This is a genomic window from Burkholderia sp. Bp8984 (assembly GCF_003853755.1).
Classification (GTDB): Bacteria; Pseudomonadota; Gammaproteobacteria; order Burkholderiales; family Burkholderiaceae; genus Burkholderia.
On sequence record NZ_QTQN01000019.1, the window covers coordinates 71,438 to 90,077 of the forward strand.

The 18,640-nt window shown below is 68.4% G+C and carries 20 protein-coding genes; 9 read left to right on the forward strand and 11 right to left on the reverse strand.

Annotated features, from left to right (window positions below):
- Positions 1-211: 211 nt before the first annotated feature.
- Positions 212-1,138 carry a LysR family transcriptional regulator gene (locus DID98_RS20010; protein ID WP_044847750.1) on the reverse strand — a complete coding sequence of 309 codons (927 nt, stop codon included), beginning with the start codon at positions 1,136-1,138 and terminating at the stop codon, positions 212-214.
- Positions 1,139-1,281: 143 nt separating this feature from the next.
- Between DID98_RS20010 and DID98_RS20015 the strand changes: the two genes are divergently transcribed.
- Entirely contained in the window at positions 1,282-1,779 is a 498-nt protein-coding gene (locus DID98_RS20015; RefSeq protein WP_044847740.1) for a GNAT family N-acetyltransferase, read from the forward strand.
- Positions 1,780-1,837: 58 nt separating this feature from the next.
- On the opposite strand, the gene DID98_RS20020 is transcribed toward DID98_RS20015, so the two are convergent.
- The 4 genes from DID98_RS20020 to DID98_RS20035 all read right to left on the reverse strand — a co-directional run bounded on the left by DID98_RS20020 (position 1,838) and on the right by DID98_RS20035 (position 5,040).
- Positions 1,838-2,617, reverse strand: a complete 780-nt coding sequence (locus DID98_RS20020; RefSeq protein WP_044847741.1) for an ABC transporter ATP-binding protein — start codon at positions 2,615-2,617, stop codon at positions 1,838-1,840.
- Between the two features lie 18 nt (positions 2,618-2,635).
- Positions 2,636-3,349 (reverse strand): ABC transporter permease, encoded by a 714-nt coding sequence (locus DID98_RS20025; protein ID WP_044847742.1) that lies wholly within the window; start codon positions 3,347-3,349, stop codon positions 2,636-2,638.
- Positions 3,346-4,035: an ABC transporter permease gene (locus DID98_RS20030; RefSeq protein WP_044847743.1), complete on the reverse strand. Its 690-nt coding sequence runs from the start codon at positions 4,033-4,035 to the stop codon at positions 3,346-3,348. The genes DID98_RS20025 and DID98_RS20030 overlap by 4 nt, the downstream gene beginning before the upstream one ends.
- A gap of 228 nt (positions 4,036-4,263) precedes the next feature.
- Positions 4,264-5,040 (reverse strand): ABC transporter substrate-binding protein, encoded by a 777-nt coding sequence (locus DID98_RS20035; protein ID WP_044847744.1) that lies wholly within the window; start codon positions 5,038-5,040, stop codon positions 4,264-4,266.
- 368 nt (positions 5,041-5,408) lie between these two features.
- Between DID98_RS20035 and DID98_RS20040 the strand changes: the two genes are divergently transcribed.
- Positions 5,409-6,107, forward strand: coding sequence for a pirin family protein (locus DID98_RS20040; protein ID WP_044847745.1), 699 nt, complete (start codon positions 5,409-5,411; stop codon positions 6,105-6,107).
- A gap of 70 nt (positions 6,108-6,177) precedes the next feature.
- Here DID98_RS20040 and DID98_RS20045 read toward each other — a convergent pair whose 3' ends face one another.
- A complete protein-coding gene (locus DID98_RS20045) occupies positions 6,178-6,729 on the reverse strand; it encodes a Spy/CpxP family protein refolding chaperone (protein WP_124571285.1) in 552 nt (183 codons plus the stop codon).
- A 226-nt stretch (positions 6,730-6,955) separates the two neighbouring features.
- Between DID98_RS20045 and DID98_RS20050 the strand changes: the two genes are divergently transcribed.
- Together DID98_RS20050 and DID98_RS20055 are read left to right on the forward strand one after the other, a co-directional pair.
- Positions 6,956-7,681, forward strand: a complete 726-nt coding sequence (locus tag DID98_RS20050; protein ID WP_006755678.1) for a response regulator — start codon at positions 6,956-6,958, stop codon at positions 7,679-7,681.
- Positions 7,665-8,981 carry an ATP-binding protein gene (locus DID98_RS20055; RefSeq protein ID WP_124521576.1) on the forward strand — a complete coding sequence of 439 codons (1,317 nt, stop codon included), beginning with the start codon at positions 7,665-7,667 and terminating at the stop codon, positions 8,979-8,981. Before DID98_RS20050 ends, DID98_RS20055 begins: the two co-directional genes overlap by 17 nt.
- A 40-nt stretch (positions 8,982-9,021) precedes the next feature.
- Here the strand turns inward: DID98_RS20055 and DID98_RS20060 are convergent, their stop codons facing one another.
- Positions 9,022-9,288 carry a hypothetical protein gene (locus DID98_RS20060; RefSeq protein WP_027786765.1) on the reverse strand — a complete coding sequence of 89 codons (267 nt, stop codon included), beginning with the start codon at positions 9,286-9,288 and terminating at the stop codon, positions 9,022-9,024.
- Positions 9,289-9,794: 506 nt separating this feature from the next.
- Here DID98_RS20060 and DID98_RS20065 point away from each other — a divergent pair.
- Both DID98_RS20065 and DID98_RS20070 read left to right on the forward strand, forming a co-directional pair.
- Positions 9,795-11,552: an ABC transporter permease subunit gene (locus DID98_RS20065; protein WP_124488434.1), complete on the forward strand. Its 1,758-nt coding sequence runs from the start codon at positions 9,795-9,797 to the stop codon at positions 11,550-11,552.
- 22 nt (positions 11,553-11,574) lie between these two features.
- Complete coding sequence (locus DID98_RS20070) at positions 11,575-12,912, forward strand: AAA-associated domain-containing protein (protein ID WP_044846385.1); 1,338 nt, start codon at positions 11,575-11,577, stop codon at positions 12,910-12,912.
- Between the two features lie 70 nt (positions 12,913-12,982).
- Here the strand turns inward: DID98_RS20070 and DID98_RS20075 are convergent, their stop codons facing one another.
- Positions 12,983-13,477, reverse strand: a complete 495-nt coding sequence (locus DID98_RS20075; RefSeq protein WP_044846386.1) for a hypothetical protein — start codon at positions 13,475-13,477, stop codon at positions 12,983-12,985.
- The gene (locus DID98_RS20080; RefSeq protein WP_044846387.1) at positions 13,474-14,025 is read right to left on the reverse strand and encodes a hypothetical protein; all 552 of its coding nucleotides are present in this window, start codon (positions 14,023-14,025) and stop codon (positions 13,474-13,476) included. The genes DID98_RS20075 and DID98_RS20080 overlap by 4 nt, the downstream gene beginning before the upstream one ends.
- 287 nt (positions 14,026-14,312) lie before the next feature.
- On the opposite strand from DID98_RS20080, the gene DID98_RS20085 reads away from it, so the two are divergent.
- The 3 genes from DID98_RS20085 to DID98_RS20095 all read left to right on the forward strand — a co-directional run bounded on the left by DID98_RS20085 (position 14,313) and on the right by DID98_RS20095 (position 16,656).
- The gene (locus DID98_RS20085; protein ID WP_059527452.1) at positions 14,313-14,498 is read left to right on the forward strand and encodes a hypothetical protein; all 186 of its coding nucleotides are present in this window, start codon (positions 14,313-14,315) and stop codon (positions 14,496-14,498) included.
- 150 nt (positions 14,499-14,648) lie between these two features.
- Positions 14,649-16,070, forward strand: coding sequence for an alpha,alpha-trehalose-phosphate synthase (UDP-forming) (gene otsA / locus DID98_RS20090; protein WP_124571286.1), 1,422 nt, complete (start codon positions 14,649-14,651; stop codon positions 16,068-16,070).
- Between the two features lie 4 nt (positions 16,071-16,074).
- Positions 16,075-16,656 carry an AAA family ATPase gene (locus DID98_RS20095; protein ID WP_124571311.1) on the forward strand — a complete coding sequence of 194 codons (582 nt, stop codon included), beginning with the start codon at positions 16,075-16,077 and terminating at the stop codon, positions 16,654-16,656.
- Between the two features lie 25 nt (positions 16,657-16,681).
- On the opposite strand, the gene DID98_RS20100 is transcribed toward DID98_RS20095, so the two are convergent.
- Together DID98_RS20100 and DID98_RS20105 are read right to left on the reverse strand one after the other, a co-directional pair.
- Entirely contained in the window at positions 16,682-18,049 is a 1,368-nt protein-coding gene (locus tag DID98_RS20100; RefSeq protein ID WP_044846391.1) for an MFS transporter, read from the reverse strand.
- 181 nt (positions 18,050-18,230) lie between these two features.
- Positions 18,231-18,611 (reverse strand): DUF5594 family protein, encoded by a 381-nt coding sequence (locus tag DID98_RS20105; protein WP_124571287.1) that lies wholly within the window; start codon positions 18,609-18,611, stop codon positions 18,231-18,233.
- Positions 18,612-18,640 lie beyond the last annotated feature (29 nt).

Genomic DNA, 18,640 nt, shown 5'->3' on the forward strand with positions numbered 1-18,640 from the left:
CCGGAAAACCCTTGTGAGACAAGGGAGACACGGATTCGGCACCGATGGGTCAAGGATTGTCACTATTGACGTTGCCGGGGCACGAGCGTAAGCGCCGGACGCGCGGAATTGGTAAGTATTTCGTAATGAATTGGCGGTGGTCCGCCGCCGCCCGGGCGCCGGAAACGCTGGTGCGGCGGGGCGCTCCGCGCGCCGCACCGGAGCGTCGAACTCAACCGCCCGCCGGCCGGACGTCGAGCAGCTGCGCGCGCAGCCACCGGTGCGCGTCGGTGCGCGCATGCTTCGCGTGAGAGTAGACCTTCACCGTGTAGCGCGGGATCTCGAACGGCGCGGGGAAGATGCGGATCGGCGCCGCGTGGCGCAGCGCCTGTGCGGCACGGTTCGGCACCGTCATCAGGAGTGCCGATTCCGCGATCACGAACGGTGCGGCCAGCACGCTCGGCAACTGCACGGCGACCTGCCGCGCGAGACCGAGCCGGTCGAGCACGTAGTCGACGACGCCGCGCGACTCGTTCCACGGCGTGACGACGACGTGGCGTGCTGCGAGGTACTGGTCGAGCGTCAGCCGGCGGCGGATGTCCGGATGCGTGGCGCTCGCGATCACCACGTAGTCGTCCGAAAACCAGTCGAAATCCTCGATGCCCGGCGCGTCGGCGGCCGACTCCTCGTGATAGCCGAGCGCGAAGTCGATGCGGCCGGCCGCGAGTTCGTCGATCGAGATCTTCCGGTCGGAGTGGACGACGCGGATCCGCAGCCGCGGCGCGACCTGCTCGATACGCGCGAGCAGCGCCGGCAGCACCGCGAACGCCGTGTAGTCGCTCGCGGCGAACACGAACGTGCGGTCGCTTTGCGCGGGATCGAAGCGGCGTGCGCGGGCGAGCCCCTTCGACATCGTGTCGAGCGCATCGCCGGCCCAGGTGGCGATGTCGTCGGCGCGCACGGTCGGCTGCATCTCGTTGCCGAGGCGCACGAACAACGCATCGCCGATCGCTTCGCGCAACCGGGCGAGCGCGTGACTGAGCGCGGACGGGCTCATCGCCAGCTCGTGCGCGGCCGCGGCGACCGAGCGGTGGCGGTATAGCGCGTCGAACGCGAGCAGCAGGTTCAGGTCGAGACGGCGCAGCTCTGGATGCATCATGTTCATGTCAGGATGAAGAAACTGCACTTCCTGCAGTTGTATCGTGAACGTAGCATGTCGATCCGGGCGGCGTCACGCGCGATTGCGCGAGCGAGCGCCGCCGCATTCCGTTTTCAGTCCGGGCAGAAGGAGGGCTCCCCACCGTGCAAATCGACATCCGTTCGGCCACCGTCGCCGACGTGCCGCAGATCCTGCGTTTCATCACCGAGCTGGCCATCTACGAGAAGGCGGAGCATGAAGTGGTCGCGACGCCTGCATCGCTCGAGCGCAGCCTGTTCGGCGAAGGTTCGCCCGCGCGTGCGCTGATCTGCGAGGTCGACGGCGAGCCGGCCGGCTTCGCCGTGTATTTCTTCTCGTATTCGACGTGGCTCGGCCGCCAGGGCCTGTATCTCGAGGATCTGTACGTGTCGCCGCGCTTTCGCGGCGCGGGCGCCGGGCTGCGGCTGCTGAAGGCGCTCGCGCGCGTCGCGGTGGATACCGGCTGCGGGCGTTTCGAATGGAGCGTGCTCGACTGGAACGAGCCGGCGATCCGCTTCTACGAAAGCGTCGGCGCCGCGCCGCAGAGCGAATGGGTGCGCTACCGGCTCGCGGGCGACGCGTTGCGCGCGTTCGCCGACGGCGCGCCGGTGGACGCCGCGTAAACGCAAGACGGGCGCCGCATGGCGCCCGTTCGTGCAGTGCGGCGCGGAGGAGCGCGCGTTACTTGAGGCTGCCCGACAGGAACCCGCGCAGGCGTTCGCTCTTCGGGTTCGCGAACACCTCGGACGGCACGCCTTCTTCCTCGACGCGCCCCTGGTGCAGGAACATCACGTGGTTCGACACGTTGCGCGCGAAGCCCATCTCGTGCGTGACGACGATCATCGTGCGGCCTTCCTCGGCCAGCTTCTGCATCACCTTCAGCACTTCGCCGACCAGTTCCGGGTCGAGCGCCGACGTCGGCTCGTCGAACAGCATCACGTCCGGATGCATCGCCAGCGCCCGCGCGATCGCGACACGTTGCTGCTGGCCGCCCGACAGGTGCGACGGATACTGCTTCTCGACGCGCGGCGCGAGACCGACCTTCTCGAGATACTCGCGCGCGCGGTCTTCGGCTTCCTTCTTCGGGATGCCGAGCACGTTGACGGGCGCTTCCATCACGTTCTCGATCACGTTCATGTGCGACCAGAGATTGAAGTGCTGGAACACCATCGACAGCTTGGTGCGCACGCGCTGCAGCTGCTTCGAATCCGCGGCGCGCAGCGCGCCCGTCTTGTCGAGCGCGGTGCGCACTTCCTCGCCGTCGACGAAGATGCGGCCGGAGTTGGGCTGTTCGAGGAAGTTGATGCAGCGGAGCATCGTGCTCTTGCCGGAACCGGACGAGCCAATCACGCTGATCACGTCGCCCGAGTTCGCCTTCAGCGATACGCCCTTGAGCACCTCGTTGTCGCCGTACCGCTTGTGCAGATCGTCGACGAAAAGCTTCTGAGTCTGGGAATTCATGAATAGTCCTGCGGAAACTTACTTGCCTTGCGGGCGCAGATACGCGAGCCAGCGACGCTCGGCCTGGCGGAACAGCCACACGAGCGCGAACGAGATCACGAGATAGAGCAGGGCGGCGATGCCGAACGCGTGGAACGACATGTAGGTCGCCGAGTTCACGTCGCGCGCGATCTTCAGGATGTCCGGCACGGTCGCTGTGAACGCGACGGTGGTCGCGTGCAGCATCAGGATCACTTCGTTGCTGTAGAGCGGCAGCGCGCGGCGCAGCGCGGACGGCAGGATCACGCGGCGATACATCGTGAAGGTGGACATCCCGTACGCGCGCGCGGCTTCGATCTCGCCGTACGACGTCGCCTTGATCGCGCCCGCGAAGATCTCGGTGGTGTACGCGCAGGTGTTCAGCGTGAACGCGAGCAGCGTGCAGTGCATGCCGTCGCGGAAGAACGCGTCGAGCAGCGGCGTGCCGCGCACGACCTGCAGGCTGTAGAGGCCGGTGTAGCAGAGCAGCAGCTGCACGTAGAGCGGCGTGCCGCGGAACACGTACGTATAGAGCCACACGGCGCTCGACAGCCACTTCCTCTTCGACACGCGGGCCACCGCGAGCGGCACCGACAGGCAGAAGCCGAGGCCGATCGACACGACCAGCAGCCACAGCGTGATCGCGACGCCGGTGATCCGGAAGCCGTCGGTGTAGAGGTAGTTGCGCCAGTATTCTTGGATGAGTTCGATCATAGGTCAGCCTTGCGGACACCGGTCGAGTAGCGCTTTTCGAGCCACATCAGCACGAAGTTCGAGATCGTCGTGATGGCGAGGTAGACCGCACCGGCGATCAGCGTGAAGAAGAAGAACCGCAGCGTGCCCTTGCCGGCGTCCTGCGACGCCTTCACGACGTCCGCGAGGCCGATGATCGACACCAGCGCGGTCGACTTCACGAGCACCTGCCAGTTGTTGCCGATGCCGGGCAGCGCGAAGCGCATCATCTGCGGGAACATGATCCGCGTGAACACCTGCCAGTTGGTCATCCCGTACGCGCTGCCGGCCTCGAGCTGGCCGCGCGGCACCGACAGGAACGCGCCGCGGAACGTCTCGGTGAAGTACGCGCCGTAGATGAAGCCGAGCACGAGCACGCCGGCGAGGAACGGGTCGATGTCGATCTGGTCCCAGCCGAGCGCGTCGGTCGCCATGTTCAGCCAGATCTGCAGGCTGTAGAACAGCAGCAGCATCAGCACGAGGTCGGGCACGCCGCGGATCAGCGTCGTGTAGACGGTGCCGGCGCCGTTCGTGAAGCGGTTGCGCGACAGCTTCGCGCCCGCGCCGAGCAGGCCCAGCAGGAACGACAGCGCGAGCGAAAGCACCGCCAGCTTGACGGTTTGCCAGGTGCCGGCGAGGATCAGCGGGCCGTAGCCTTGTAGAAACATATGTGGTCCCTGGTGTGGTCCCGGACGGCGCACGCGGTGCGCCGCGAAAGACGCGCCCGCCAAGCTGCGCGGAACGCCCCGTACGTATCATGACCGTCCGCCCCGGCAACGGTGCCGGACCAGCCCGTCGCGCGAGCGGCGGGCGAGGGGGCGGGCGGCGCGTGGTTGACTGCCTGTCGTGCCGGACGCGGGGCCGCCCCCGCATCCGCTTCCCGGTATTGTCGGCGCTCAGCGCGCCGAGTAGACGCTGAACGAGAAATACTTGTGCGACAGCCGGTCGTACGTGCCGTCCTTGTGCATGTCGGCCAGCGCCTTGTTGATCTTGAGCTTCAGGTCCGTGTCGTCCTTGCGCAGGCCGATCGCGGTGCCGTCGCCGATCGTCTTCGGATCCTTCACCTCCGGGCCGGCGAACGCGAAGCCCTTGCCGCGCGGCGTGCGCAGGAAGCCGTAGTCGGCCTGCAGTTCATCCTGCAGCGTCGCGTCGAGGCGGCCCGAGCCGAGATCGGCATAGACCTGGTCCTGGTTCTGGTAAGGAACGATCGTCACGCCCTGCGGTTCCCAGTACGCCTTCGCGTAGGATTCCTGCGTCGAGCCCTGTTCGACGCCGACGTGCTTGCCCTTGAGCGACGCGACCGTCGGCAGCAGCGGCGAGCCGGCCTTCGCGATCATCCGCGCGGGCGCGTCGTACACCTTGTCGGAGAAGTCGATCTGCTCGCGACGCTTGTCCGTGACGGTCAGCGACGACACGATGACGTCGTACTTCTTCGCCTTCAGTGCGGGAATGATTCCGTCGAGATCCTGCGCGACCCACACGCATTTCACGTTGATCCGCTTGCAGATTTCCTTGGTGAGATCGACGTCGAAACCGACGATCTCGCCGCTCGGCGCGGTCGACTCGAACGGCGGGTAGCTGGCATCGACACCGATCCGCACGGTCTTCCACTCTTTCGCGAAGGCGCTGCCCGCCACGAGGGCGAGGGCGGCGCACAGGGCGGCCTTCTTCATTTCCATCCTTTTGTCGCTCACTTCCGGGGAGGCGCTCGCGGCCGGTCGGGCCGGGCGCCGCGGCGTATTCTAGACGGCCAAAATTCGTGTTTCGGCGCGCAGGCAACGGCGCTCGCCGGACGGGCGAACGCCAAAAGGGCGGTATTTTACCCGAACGCGATACCCGGAAAACGGCAATCCGGCGCGACCGATCGATTCTTCGATTCGGGCGTTGCGGCAATCGCGGTATTCGCAACGAGCATTACGCCGATTGGGTTCGTGGGTGCAACGATGCGGTGCGCGGGCGGCGGATTGTGGCGCGCCCGGCACGCCCCTACAGTGCAGGTAAACCCGAAGAAAGAATATCTGCCTGCCGGAGTGCCCGCCCCATGTTCCAGATCCGCCGCGCCGCCGACCGCTGCCACACGCGCCAAGGCTGGCTCGAATCGAGCCACAGCTTTGCGCTTGCCGGCGCCGCCGGGGCCGCGCATCCGCCGTTCGGCGCGCTGCGCGCGCTGAGCGAGGACCGGATTGCGCCGACGCGCGGCTTCGGGATGCAGCCGCGCCGCGACCTCGAAATCGTCACCTGCGTGCTCGACGGCGCGCTCGCGCATCGCGACAGCCTCGGCAACGGCGCCATCGTGCGGGCCGGCGGCGTCCAGCGGATGAGCGCCGGCACGGGGCTGATGCACAGCGAAACCAATGCGTCGCGCGACCGGGTGCTGCATCTGCTGCAGATCTGGCTGCAGCCGGCGGAGCGGGGCGGACGGCCCGGCTACGCGGAGCGGCATTTCGCCGACGACGAGAAGCGCGGCCGCCTGCGGCTCGTCGCGTCGCCGGACGGCGACGACGGTGCGCTGTCGATCCGTGCGGATGCGCGGATCTTCGCGGGGCTGATCGATGGCGACGAGGCGGCGGCATTCGCCGTGCCGGCCGGGCGCAGCACCTATGTGCACGTGGTGCGCGGCGACGTGGAGGTCAACGGCCACGCGCTGGCCGCGGGCGACGGCGCGCGGATCGCCGGGGTAGAAGCGGTCGCGTTCGCACGCGGCCGGGCGGCCGAGGTGTTGCTGTTCGACGTCGCCTGAAATGAAACGGGGGACGCGGGCCGGGTGCCCGCGTCCCCCGCGATGCCGCCCGGGGAGGCGCCCCGCCGGCTTACTGCGCCGGTGCCGACGCGCCCTTGGCCGCGCGGTGCTGCTCCCAGCGTTCCTTCATCTTCTCGTGACGCTGCTCCATCCGCGCGAACTGCTGCTTCAGCGCGGTGCTGACCGTCGTCTTCTGCTGGTCGTTCAGCCCGTTGTAGAACGCGAGCCACGCGGCCGAGCTCTGCTCGCGCAGCTGCGCGTTTTGCTGCTCGGCCTGCTGGCGGGCGGCGTGCATCGCGTTCAGGTCGAGGATCGGCTGGTTCTTCTGCGCCTTGAATTGCTCGCGCATCTGCTCGTGGCTCTTGCGCATCGCTTCATGGTTCTGCTTCATCGTGTTGACGGCCGTCTGCCACTGCTGTTCCTGCGACGCGTTGAGCTTGAGCTGGTCGTGCAGCTTCATGATCACGCCGAACGGGCCGCCGTCATGGCCGCCGTGCATCTGGTGCATGCCGGGGCCGCCCGGCGGCGGCATGTCGTTGGGCTGCGCGGCATGCGCGGTGCCGAATGCGAGAGCGAGCACGGTGGCGGCCGCAATGGCCACGCGGGAAGTGTTCTTATACATTTCAGAAACTCCTTGTATCCAAAGGGTCCGGCGATGCGGCGCGCGGGGTGACCCGGGTGCCGCATCCGGTAAGACGCAGGTTAGCGGCGCGTGCTCGGGCCGGTGTTACGCCGGATGGCTGCCGGGTTACGGCGCATTACAGTTCCCTTGCGTCGTAACCCGCAGTAACCCTTTCGCCCCTTTGTTTCGTTCTTCGACTCCGCGCTCGCGCGCTAAACTTCGAGCCATGACTACCCAGATCCTCATCGTCGACGACGACCAAGAACTCCGAGACCTGCTGCGCGACTATCTCGTGCGCCAGGGGATGGAAGTGTCCGTGCTGCACGACGCGGCGACGCTCGAGAAGCGCCTCGAGCGCGAGCGGCCCGACCTGATCGTGCTGGACCTGATGATGCCGGGCGTGGACGGCCTGACCGCGCTGCGCCAGCTGCGCGCGGCCGGCGACGACATCCCCGTGATCATGCTGACCGCGCGCGCGGACGACGTCGATCGCATCGTCGGGCTCGAGCTCGGCGCGGACGACTACCTCGGCAAGCCGTTCAACCCGCGCGAGCTGCTCGCGCGCGTGCAGGCCGTGCTGCGCCGCCGCCGCGCGACGCCGTCGGCGGCGGCGCCCGAGCAGCGCGAGCCGTTCGCGTTCGGCCGTTTCGTGCTCGACTTCCAGGCGCGCACGCTGTCGGTCGACGGCAAGCCGGCGACGCTGTCGAGCAGCGAATTCGCGCTGCTGAAGATCTTCGTGAATCACGCGCTGCGCACACTCACGCGCGAACGGCTGCTCGAGCTGCTGCACGGGCCCGAGTACGACGGCACCGACCGCGGCATCGACGTCCAGGTATGGCGCCTGCGCCGCATCCTGGAAACGGATCCGTCGACGCCGCGCTTCATCCAGACGGTCCGCGGGCGCGGCTACGTGTTCGTGCCCGACGGCGAGGCCCATGCGCAAGCCCATTGATTCGCTGTTCGGGCGGCTGGCGCTGCTGGTCGTCGGCGTGTTGCTCCTGTCGCACTTCGCGTGGTTCTTCGCGATGCGCCTCGAGCGCAACCAGATGCAGACGCGTTATGCCGTCGAGGAGGCCGCGTTCCTCGTCGACGCCGTGCGCCAGCACGTCGAGCGCACGCCCGACCAGCCGCTGCCGTCGCGGGTGCGGCTGGTGTCGCCGGACAGTCCCGATGTGCCGAAAGACGCCGATTCGAACCTGGCGGCGCCGCTCAAGCGTTTCCGTGACGACGTGAGCGAGCGGATGCCGCCCGGCACGCTGGTCGAGATCGGCGCGCCGGGCCATCCGCCGGTGCTGTGGGTCAAGGAGCCGAGCGACCGCAACTGGATCGTGGTGCCGGTGCAGCCGTTGCGCCCGCCGCGCTCGCTCGACCGGATGCTGTTGTGGCTCGGCACGATTTTCTCGGCCGGCGTGATCGCCGCGCTGTTCGCGGCCTGGCAGCTGCAGCAGCCGCTGCGCTCGCTGGCGCGCGCGGTCGCGCGCTTCGGCCGCGGCCAGCCGGTGCCGCCGTTGCGCGAGCGTGGCCCGCGCGAGCTGCGCCAGCTCACGCACGGCTTCAACCAGATGGTGGAACAGGTGTCGCAGGCCGAGAGTGACCGCGCGGTGATGCTGGCCGGCGTCGCGCACGACCTGCGCACGCCGCTCGCCCGGATGCGCCTGCGCGCGGAAATGATGGACGACGCGCGGCTGCGCGACGGCGTGGTGCGCGATGTCGACTCGATGTCGCACATCGTCGACCAGTTCCTCGTGTTCGCGCACGGCGGGGCGGACCGCAGCGAGCCCGTGCCGGTCGACCAGGCCTGCGAGCGGATCGCCCGCAGCTATCGCGCGGTCGCACCGAACGCGCCGGCTGTCCAGACGCATCTGGCCGCCGACGAAGGCTTCCGCCTGCCGACCGCGACGCTCGACCGGATCCTGTCGAACCTGCTGGACAATGCGCATGCGTACGGCGCGCCGCCCGTGCTCATCGAGACGGCGCGTACGCCGGCGGGTTACGTGCTGTCGGTCAGCGACAGCGGCGGCGGGATTGCGCCGCGCGATCTGGCGGCCGCGACGCGGCCGTTCGTGCGGCTCGACCCCGCGCGCGGCGGGAACGGCCACAGCGGGCTCGGGCTGGCGATCGTCGAGCGGCTGGTGCTGCGGCTGGGCGGGGCGTGCGAGATCGGCAATCGTCCCGAGGGCGGCCTGCGCGTGGCGATGACGTTCCCGTTCGACGTGGTGCCGAAGGACGAACTTCACGCCCAGGCCGCGTAAGCGGCGCATGCGGCGCCTGCCGGGCAGGCGCCGCGCGGCATCATTCGCCGAACAGCGTGCCGAGCGTCTCGGCGGCGTTGCTGTCGATGGTGTTGTAGGTCACGCTCGTGGCCTCGAAGATATAGACGGTCGTATAGCGGCCGAGGCGCTCCAGGATCTCCTCCTGCAGCGATTCCGGCACGACGTTCATGTTCAGGTACCACGCCGTCGACGACAGCCGGGTCTGGAACGACCCGTACTCCTGCATCAGCTCGTAGAACGCATCGGCGTCCTGATCGCGGCAGACGATCACCAAGTTTCCTGCCATTCGCTTCCTCCCGCTGGTCGGTCGATCCCTGGCGGCTATGGGGCTAGCGACGCCAGGGGCTAGCCCCGATCATACCTGCTTCGCCGCAATCGTCCGCTGACGTCCTGCATGGTTTGTGTCCGTGTGCGGCGGGCGGGTTCCCGGCCGGCCCGGATCACGGCATAATTCGGGGCCTGCATGCCGGCCGCACGACCGCGGCCGGGCTGCTCCGCACCGCACGCCTGCCGTTCGCCCGCGTGCCGGGCACGATCCGTGCGCCGCCCGCGCGCCGCGCCGAGCCGAGCCGGCCCCGGACGGTTGAACCTGAAATACAGGTTGGTGTAGTGTCGTGCCGTCGCGGCCCGACTCGCCGCGCCCGGAGGGCGCAGCTTGCACGCACGGCGCCTCGCGCCGGCGTGAAATCGTGAATCAATCGAATTACCGCGTCGAATTACCGCGCCCGTGCGCTTTGCCATGAATCAACATCGTCTGCCGGCTTCGTTCGGCCTTACCGGGGAGGGCGCCTGATGGACGTCGGATTCTTCAATCCGAACCGGACCGCCAACGCGTCCGCGTGGCGCGTCCTGCCGAACCGGTGGGACTTCATCGCGTTTCCGCTGATCATCTGCCTGATCGCGATGGCGGTCGTCGGCTTTCATGAAACGATGGCGCCGATCGGGACCCTTCAGACCCAGAAGATCTCGCTCGACCCGTCGAACCTGCCCGAATACGCGTTGCGCACCACGCTGCGGATGCTCGCCGCGATGGTCGCGTCGCTCGCGTTCACGCTGGTGTACGGCACGCTCGCCGCGAAAAGCCGCCGCGCCGGCATGGTGCTGATCCCGATCCTCGACATCCTGCAGTCGGTGCCGGTGCTCGGCTTCATCTCGTTTACGGTCACGTTCTTCCTCGCGCTGTTCCCGAGCCGCGTGCTCGGCGCCGAGCTCGCGGCGATCTTCGCGATCTTCACGAGCCAGGCGTGGAACATGACGTTCAGCTTCTACCAGTCGCTGCGCACGGTGCCGCGCGACCTGGACGAAGTGTCGCGCGGCTTCCACCTGACGTCGTGGCAGCGCTTCTGGAAGCTCGAGGTGCCGTTCTCGATGCCGGGGCTGATCTGGAACATGATGATGTCGATGTCGGGCGGCTGGTTCTTCGTCGTCGCGTCGGAGGCGATCACCGTCGGCAACCAGACCATCACGCTGCCGGGCATCGGCGCGTATCTCGCGCAGGCGATCTCGGACAAGAACCTCGGTGCGATCGGCTGGGTGATCCTGACGATGACGGTCGTGATCCTGGCCTACGACCAATTCCTGTTCCGCCCGCTGATCGCATGGGCTGACAAGTTCCGGATGGAGAACACCGCATCGGGCGATGCGCCGCAATCCTGGCTGCTCGACCTCGTGCGTCGCACGCGCCTGATTCACCAGCTGCTCGTGCCGGCCGGCTGGTTCTTCGCGAAGGCGGCGCGGATTCCGCTGCGCCTGCCGCTGTCGGGCGCAATGCGCTTCTCGCTGCCGAAGGTCGAGAAGAAGGCATCGCGCACGGTCGACATCGCATGGGCGGCGCTCTTGCTGCTCGGCACGGCCTATATCGTGTGGCGCGTCGTCAGCTTCGTGTCGACCGGCGTGACGATGGGCGAAGTCGGGCACGTCGTCGCGCTCGGGCTCATCACGCTGCTGCGCGTGGTCGTGCTGATCTCGATCGCGTCGGTGATCTGGGTGCCGATCGGCGTGTGGGTCGGGCTGCGCCCGAAGCTGGCCGAGAAGCTGCAGCCGCTCGCGCAGTTCCTTGCCGCGTTCCCGGCGAACCTGCTGTTCCCGGTGTTCGTGATCGTGATCGCGCGCTTCCACCTGAACCCCGACATCTGGCTGTCGCCGCTGATCGTGCTCGGCACGCAGTGGTATATCCTGTTCAACGTGATCGCGGGCGCGACGTCCTATCCGAACGACTATCGCGAAGCCGCGACGAACTTCCGGATCCGCGGCTGGCAGTGGTGGCGCCAGGCGATCCTGCCCGGCATCTTCCCGTACTACGTGACCGGCGCGATCACCGCCTCGGGCGGCGCGTGGAACGCGAGCATCGTGTCGGAAGCGGTGCAGTGGGGCTCGACCAAGATCGAGGCGCACGGCCTCGGCGCGTATATCGCGCAGACCACCGCCGCCGGCGACTTTCCGAAGATCATCCTGGGCATCGCCGTGATGTCCCTGTTCGTCACCCTGTTCAACCGCCTGCTGTGGCGTCCGCTGTATGCCTTCGCCGAAGCGAAGCTGCGGCTCGACTGAGACCGATTGAGAGCGAAACGCGATGCACAATCCGAATGCTGTAAACGCCCCCGTCCAGACGTCCCAGCCGCCGCGCCTCGGCGAGGAAATCCTGCGCGTCGATCACGTCTGCCGCGGCTTCAACAAGACGCAGGGCGAGTTGCTCGTGCTCGACGACGCGAACCTGTCGCTGCGCGAGGGCGAGATCGTCGGGCTGCTCGGCCGTTCGGGCTCGGGCAAGTCGACGCTGCTGCGGATCATCGCCGGGCTGATCGAGCCGACCGGCGGTGACGTGACCTATCTCGGCAAGCCGCTGCGCGGCCCGGCCGAAGGCGTCGCGATGGTGTTCCAGACCTTCGCGCTGTTTCCGTGGCTGACCGTGCTGCAGAACGTGGAGGCCGGGCTTGAGGCGCTCGGCGTCGGCGCACGCGAGCGGCGCGAACGCGCGCTCGCCGCGATCGACCTGATCGGTCTCGACGGCTTCGAGAACGCGTACCCGCGCGAGCTGTCGGGCGGCATGCGCCAGCGCGTGGGCTTCGCGCGCGCGCTCGTGGTCGACCCGACGATCCTGCTGATGGACGAGCCGTTCTCGGCGCTCGACGTGCTGACCGCCGAAACGCTGCGTACCGACCTGCTCGACCTGTGGACGCAAGGCCGCATGCCGATCAAGTCGGTGCTGATCGTCACGCACAACATCGAGGAAGCGGTGTTCATGTGCGACCGGATTCTCGTGCTGTCGTCGAACCCGGGCCGCGTGATCGCCGAGATCAAGGTGCCGTTCAAGCATCCGCGCAACCGGCTGGATCCGGCCTTCCGCAAGCTGGTCGACGACATCTACGCGAAGATGACGGCCCGCCAGACCGGCGAGGCGACGAAGAAGGGGCTCGAGCTCGGCAGCTGGCTGCCGCAGGTGTCGACCAACCTGATGGCCGGCCTGATCGAGACGCTCGCGATGGCGCCGTACCACGGCCGTGCCGACATGCCGGAAATCGCGCGCACGCTGCATCTGGAGGTCGACGACCTGTTCCCGATCGCCGAAGTGCTGCAGTACCTCGGCTTCGCCGACGTGCGCGAAGGGGACGTGTTCCTGACGCCGCCGGGGCGTGTGTTCGCGGAATTCGGCACGCAGGAGCGCAAGCTGATGTTCGCGGATCACCTGCTGAAGCACGTGCCGCTCGCCGCGCGGATCAAGAAGGTGCTGAACGAGCGCCCGGGCCATCGTGCGCCGCGCGTGCGTTTCGAGCAGGAGCTGGAGGATTTCCTGTCGGACGGCGCGGCGGAGGAAACGCTCGACGCGGTGATCGACTGGGGTCGTTACGGCGAGATCTTCTCGTACAACGACCAGACCGAAATCTTCAGTCTCGAGGACGTCGAGTCCTGAGCCGCCGAGCCGGGCCGTCTGGCCCGGCATCCGCACGCACGGCGCCTGCCAGGCGCCGCGCATCGCATCGTTACTGCAGGTTACCCCACCGGTCGACCGCCGGTTCGGCCGACGCCCACTTCCAGTGCGTGCCTTGCTGGCACGCATTCGCGAAATACCAGTCGGCCTTGTCGCCGTCCTTCACCGAGAACGCGAATTCCTTGCACAGCGCAAGCGCCGTCGAGTACGCGCGCGTGACGCGCACCTCGCCCTCGCCGTTTTCGAGCGGCAGCGTGTTCTTCACGTTCCACGGCTTCACTTCGCCGACGGCCAGGCTGCCGGCCGCCTTCGCGATCGCGTCCTGCTGGTTCTGATGGAGCTGTTTCATCGTGCGGTTGACGGCCTCGTCGGTCGCCGCCTGCACGGCGATCCCGACACCGACGCCGACGGCCGGGTTCGCGGTGACGAGGCCCGTCGCCGCACCGGCGAGCGCGCCGCTCGCCGCGCCGACCGAGCCGCAGCCCGACAGCGCGGCGCTGGCCGCGCACAGTGCGCCGATCGCAGCGATTCGGATCGCGACGCTCATTGCAGCGCGCCCCAGCGTTCGGTCGCCGGTTCCGCCGACGCCCATTTCCACACGGGACCGTCGCGGCAGATCGTGGCGACGTAGAACGCCGATTGCGCGGCCTTGTCGGCCTTCGCGGGCGTGTCGACCGCGAACACGATTTCCTTGCAGTCGAGCGGGCCGATGCTGATCATCCGGCTGACCGTCACGCGGCCCTGTTCGTCATCCTCGATCGGAAACGAATGGTGCGTCGTCCACGGCGCGACGCCGCCGACGTCGAGCGGGCCGGCCGCCTTCGCGATCTGTTCCTGCGTGTAGCGGTGCGCGACGCGCTGCGTGTACTGGACGCCCGCACGCGCACCGGCGACGGCGCCGAGGCCGATGCCCGTCGCGACGGCGGCGTTGTTGGTGACCTTGGAGGCGATCGCGGCGCCCGCGATACCGGCGCCGGCGGTCGCGCCTTCGCTGTACAGCGAGTTGCAGCCGGACAGCAGTGCGGCGGTGGCGAGCGCGGCCAGCACGATGCGCGCCGGCGTGGCCCGGCGCGGCGGTTCGAAACCCATGTTCATCCCTGAGTGCAAGTCCTGTCTGGGTGAGCGGCGACGCATGCGCGCCCCCTTGCCGCGTCATTGTTTCGCAATGGTCATAGGAAAACTGCAAAGCTTTGACAAATCGCCGGCGGCGGGTCGCGCGCGTACGCGCGGCGCTATTGTCGGACAGATGGCGGAGCCGGGGTCAAAACGTTACAAATTGAAGGTAATTGTTACCGCGGCATGCGAGGAAGCGACCTAGACTGTTTTGTTATGGAATGTTTCTACGACGGCTCCGAGCCGCGCGCCATATGAGACACCCAGCCATGCGCCGTTCGAAACGGTTTTCTCCCCGGCCGCCCGATGCGGGTGCCGAGCGCCCGCGTCCGCAGACCGACGCGCCGGCCGGCGCGCCCGACGAGACGCCGTCCGACGGCGATCACAATCAGGGCGGCGCACGCCCGGAAGGGCTCGACTATCAACGCGACCTCGGCCAGGAGCAGGACGCTTGAGGCTGTCGCCGCTGTATTCCGCTGCCGCATTTCATTGCGCGCCTGGTTGCATCGCTCACATCTGAATCGCCGCGCGACTGCCTTCGGGCCGTCGCGTCCGCCTTGGCGCGCGCTGCGCGTCATTCAATCGAATCGAGGAGGGGAAGCCGCATGAGCAGATTGATCGTGGTATCGAACCGTGTCGCCGCCGGCGAGGACACGCGCCCGAGCGCAGGCGGTCTCGCGGTCGGCGTGATGGATGCGCTGAAGGAAACCGGCGGCGTCTGGTTCGGCTGGAACGGCGAGATCGTCGGTACGCCCGACACGCAACCGGCGATCCAGCGGGACGGCAACGTCACCTATGCGACGGTGGGGCTGACCCGGCGCGACTACGATCAGTACTACCGCGGTTTCTCGAACGCGACGCTCTGGCCGGTGTTTCACTACCGCAGTGATCTCGCGCGCTTCGACCGGCAGGAGTACGCCGGTTATCTGCGCGTGAACGCGATGCTCGCGAAGCAGCTCGCCGCGCTGCTGCGGCCCGACGACCTGATCTGGGTGCACGACTATCACCTGCTGCCGTTCGCGCATTGCCTGCGCGAGCTCGGCGTGAAGAATCCGATCGGCTTCTTCCTGCACATTCCGTTTCCGTCGCCCGACATGCTGCGCGTCGTGCCGCCGCACGACGAGCTCGTGAAGTTCATGTGCGCGTACGACATCGCGGGTTTCCAGACCGATGCCGACAGGCAGGCGTTCACCGACTACATCGAGCGGCGCGGCATCGGCGCGGCGAGCGACGACGGGATGCTGCATGCGCACGGCCGCGTCGTGAAGGTTGCCGCCTATCCGATCGGCGTGCATCCGGATGCGATCGCCGAGGCGGCCGTCCAGTATGGCTCGCGCAAGCCGGTGAAGATGCTGCGTGACGCGCTCGGGGGCCGCAAGCTCGTGATGAGCGTCGACCGGCTCGACTATTCGAAGGGGCTCGTCGAGCGCTTCCAGTCGTTCGAGCGGATGCTCGCCAACCAGCCGGGCTGGCAGGGGCGCGTGTCGCTCGTGCAGATCGCGCCGCCGACGCGCTCCGACGTGCAGACCTACCAGCGCATTCGCGAGACGCTCGAAGGCGAGGCCGGCCGGATCAACGGCCGCTTCTCGCAGCTCGACTGGACGCCGATCCAGTACCTGAACCGCAAGTACGAGCGCAATCTGCTGATGGCGTTCTTCCGGATGTCGCAGGTCGGCTACGTGACGCCGTTGCGCGACGGGATGAATCTCGTTGCGAAGGAATACGTCGCGTCGCAGGACCCGGCCGATCCGGGCGTGCTCGTGCTGTCGGAGTTCGCGGGCGCGGCGGCCGAGCTGAGCGGCGCGCTGCTCGTCAATCCGTACGACCTGTCGCAGATGGCCGATGCGCTCGAGCGCGCGCTGTCGATGCCGCTCGCCGAGCGGCGGGCGCGGCACGAGGCGAACCTCGCGCGGCTGCGCGAGAACAACCTGTCGGTCTGGCGCGACACGTTCGTCGCCGACCTGCGCAGCGTCGCGGCGGCCGCGTCGGTCACGCGGCGCGCGGGCCGGCGGGCCGCGCATGTCTGAGCGGATGTCCGAGCGCGTGGAGGAGGGTTGCGCGGCGGACGATGCGGCCGCCCGCTTCTTCATCGTCACGGGCGGCCCCGGCTCCGGCAAGAGCACGTTGCTCGATGCGCTCGAGCGTACCGGTTTCGCGCGCTCGCACGAGGCCGGGCGCGGCGTGATCCGCGACCAGATGGCGATCGACGGCCCGGCGCTGCCGTGGCGCGACCGGGCCGCATTCGCCGAACTGATGCTGAACTGGGAGATGCGTTCGCACCATCTCGCGCGAGGCGCGCGCGGGCCCGTGTTCTTCGATCGCGGCGTGCCGGACGTGATCGGTTACCTGCGGCTGACGGGCCTTGCGGTGCCCGCACACGCGGAGGCCGCGGCGCGGGGCTTCCGCTATCACCGGCGTGTGTTCATCGCGCCGCCGTGGCCCGAGATCTACACGCAGGACACCGAGCGCCGGCAGGATTTCGCGGAGGCCGTGCGCACCTACGACGCGATGGTCGACTGCTATACGGCGTATGGCTATCGGCTGATCGAGCTGCCGCGCGTGAGCGTGAAGGCGCGCGTGCGCTTCGTGATGGACGCGCTCGACGCCGCGTGAGCCGTGGGCGCGACGCGCGGCGGCATCAGGCCGCAGCGTCGGGGCGCGGCGACGCGATGCGCAGCATGCTGACCACCGCGGCGACCGCCGCGAACACCGTGGCGACATAGAGCGCGATCGTCGGACCGCGGTCGGGCGCCAGCCCGAAAATCAGCGCGACGAGCGCGGCACCGAGCGTCTGGCCCGTCAGGCGCGCCGTGCTCAGCATCCCGCCGGCGCCGCCGCTGCGCTCGCGCGGCGCCGACGACAGCATCGCGCGATTGTTCGGCGACTGGAACAGCCCGAAGCCCGCGCCGCACAGCGCCATCCGCCACACGATGTCGACGGTACCCGGGTGCGCGCCGATCGTCGCGAGCGACAGCAGCCCGGCCGCGAACAGCGCGAGCCCGATGCCGCCGAGGATGCCGGCCGAATAGCGGTCCGACAGCACGCCCGCGAGCGGCGCGGCGAATACGATCACGAGCGGCCACGGCGTCATGTAGAGGCCGGTTTCGACCTGGGAGAAGCCGAGCGAATGCTGCAGCCAGAACGGCAGCGCGACGAACGCGAGCATCTGCGACGTGAACGACGCGACCGACGTGCAGATCGACAGCGCGAACATCGGGATGCGCATCAGGTCGACCGGCAGCAGCGGCGCCGGCTGCGACAGCTGGCGCTTCACGAAGAAGTAGCCGACGCCGAACGCGACGGCCAGCTCGGCCGCGACGTACGCGTGGCTTTCGCCGTGACCGAGCCCGTCGACGGCCATGATCAGCAGGCCGAACACGCAGGCGTTCATCAGCGCGCTCGGGAAGTCGTACGGCGCGTCGTGCAGCGGGTTGGCCGGCAGCGCGCGCAGGCTGCCGAACACCGCGGCGATGCCGATCGGCACATTGACCGCGAACAGCCAGGGCCACGACGCGAACGACAGGATCGCCGATGCGACCGTCGGGCCGATCGCCGACGACAGCGCGACCACCATCGCGTTGATCGACAGCCCGCGCCCGAGCATCGACGACGGATAGATCATGCGCACCAGCGCCGCGTTGACGCTCATGATGCCGGCCGCACCGAACCCCTGGATCACGCGCATCACCGCGAGCGTCGGCAGCGAGCCGGCGAGCGCGCAGCCGAGCGACGCCGCGGTGAAGAGCGCAAGACCCGCGATGTAGATGCGGCGATAGCCGACGCGTTCGCCGAGCGACGCGAGCGGCAGCAGCGTGATCGTGACCGCGAGCTGGTACGCGTTGACGATCCAGATCGATGCGGCATCGGACGCGTGCAGGTCGCGCGCGATCGTCGGCAGCGCGACGTTCGCGATGGCGCCGTCGAGCACGGCGAGCGTGATGCCCAGTGCGACGCAGACGATCGCCCAGTAGCGTTGCGGAAGCGGCAGGCCGGTATCGGCGTTCATGGCGGGAGCTAAAGCGTGGTTGTCCGCGTGCCCGGGTGCCGGTTGCGTGCGCAACCATGCTTGCGGGTGGAGGCGGCGGTGGACGGTCCGGCCAGCCTGGCGGCGCCGGCGCGGGGCCGGTCGAGTGTATCACCGGGCCGAATCGCGCGACGCCGACACCGCCGCCGGCCGGCACGCGCGTTCAGCCTTCGAAATCGAGGCCGCCGAGCCGCACGAGCGGGTCGGCCTGCGTGCGCGACGCGAGGTCGATGTCGCGCGCGCCCTCCCATGCGCTCAGCTTCCTCGGCAGCGCGCTCAGGTAGTGCTCGAAGCGCATGGGCCCGTCGGGCTCCATCAACCGTTCGATCTCGTCGGTGTCCCAGGTCAGTTCGAGGTTCAGCGGATGCACGAAGCCGCTCACGTGCTCGTGCGGCGCGCTGCGGATCCGCACGCGCGTCGGTTTCCCGTGGCCGCCGTACGGGACGACGTCGGTCAGCACGTGATCGGCGAAGAAGGCGGCGATCGCCTGCGCGATGCGCGGCGCGAATTCGGTATCGAAACGGCGGGCGGTTTCGGGCTGCATGAAGGCGTCTCCAGTGTGCCGAAAATCGT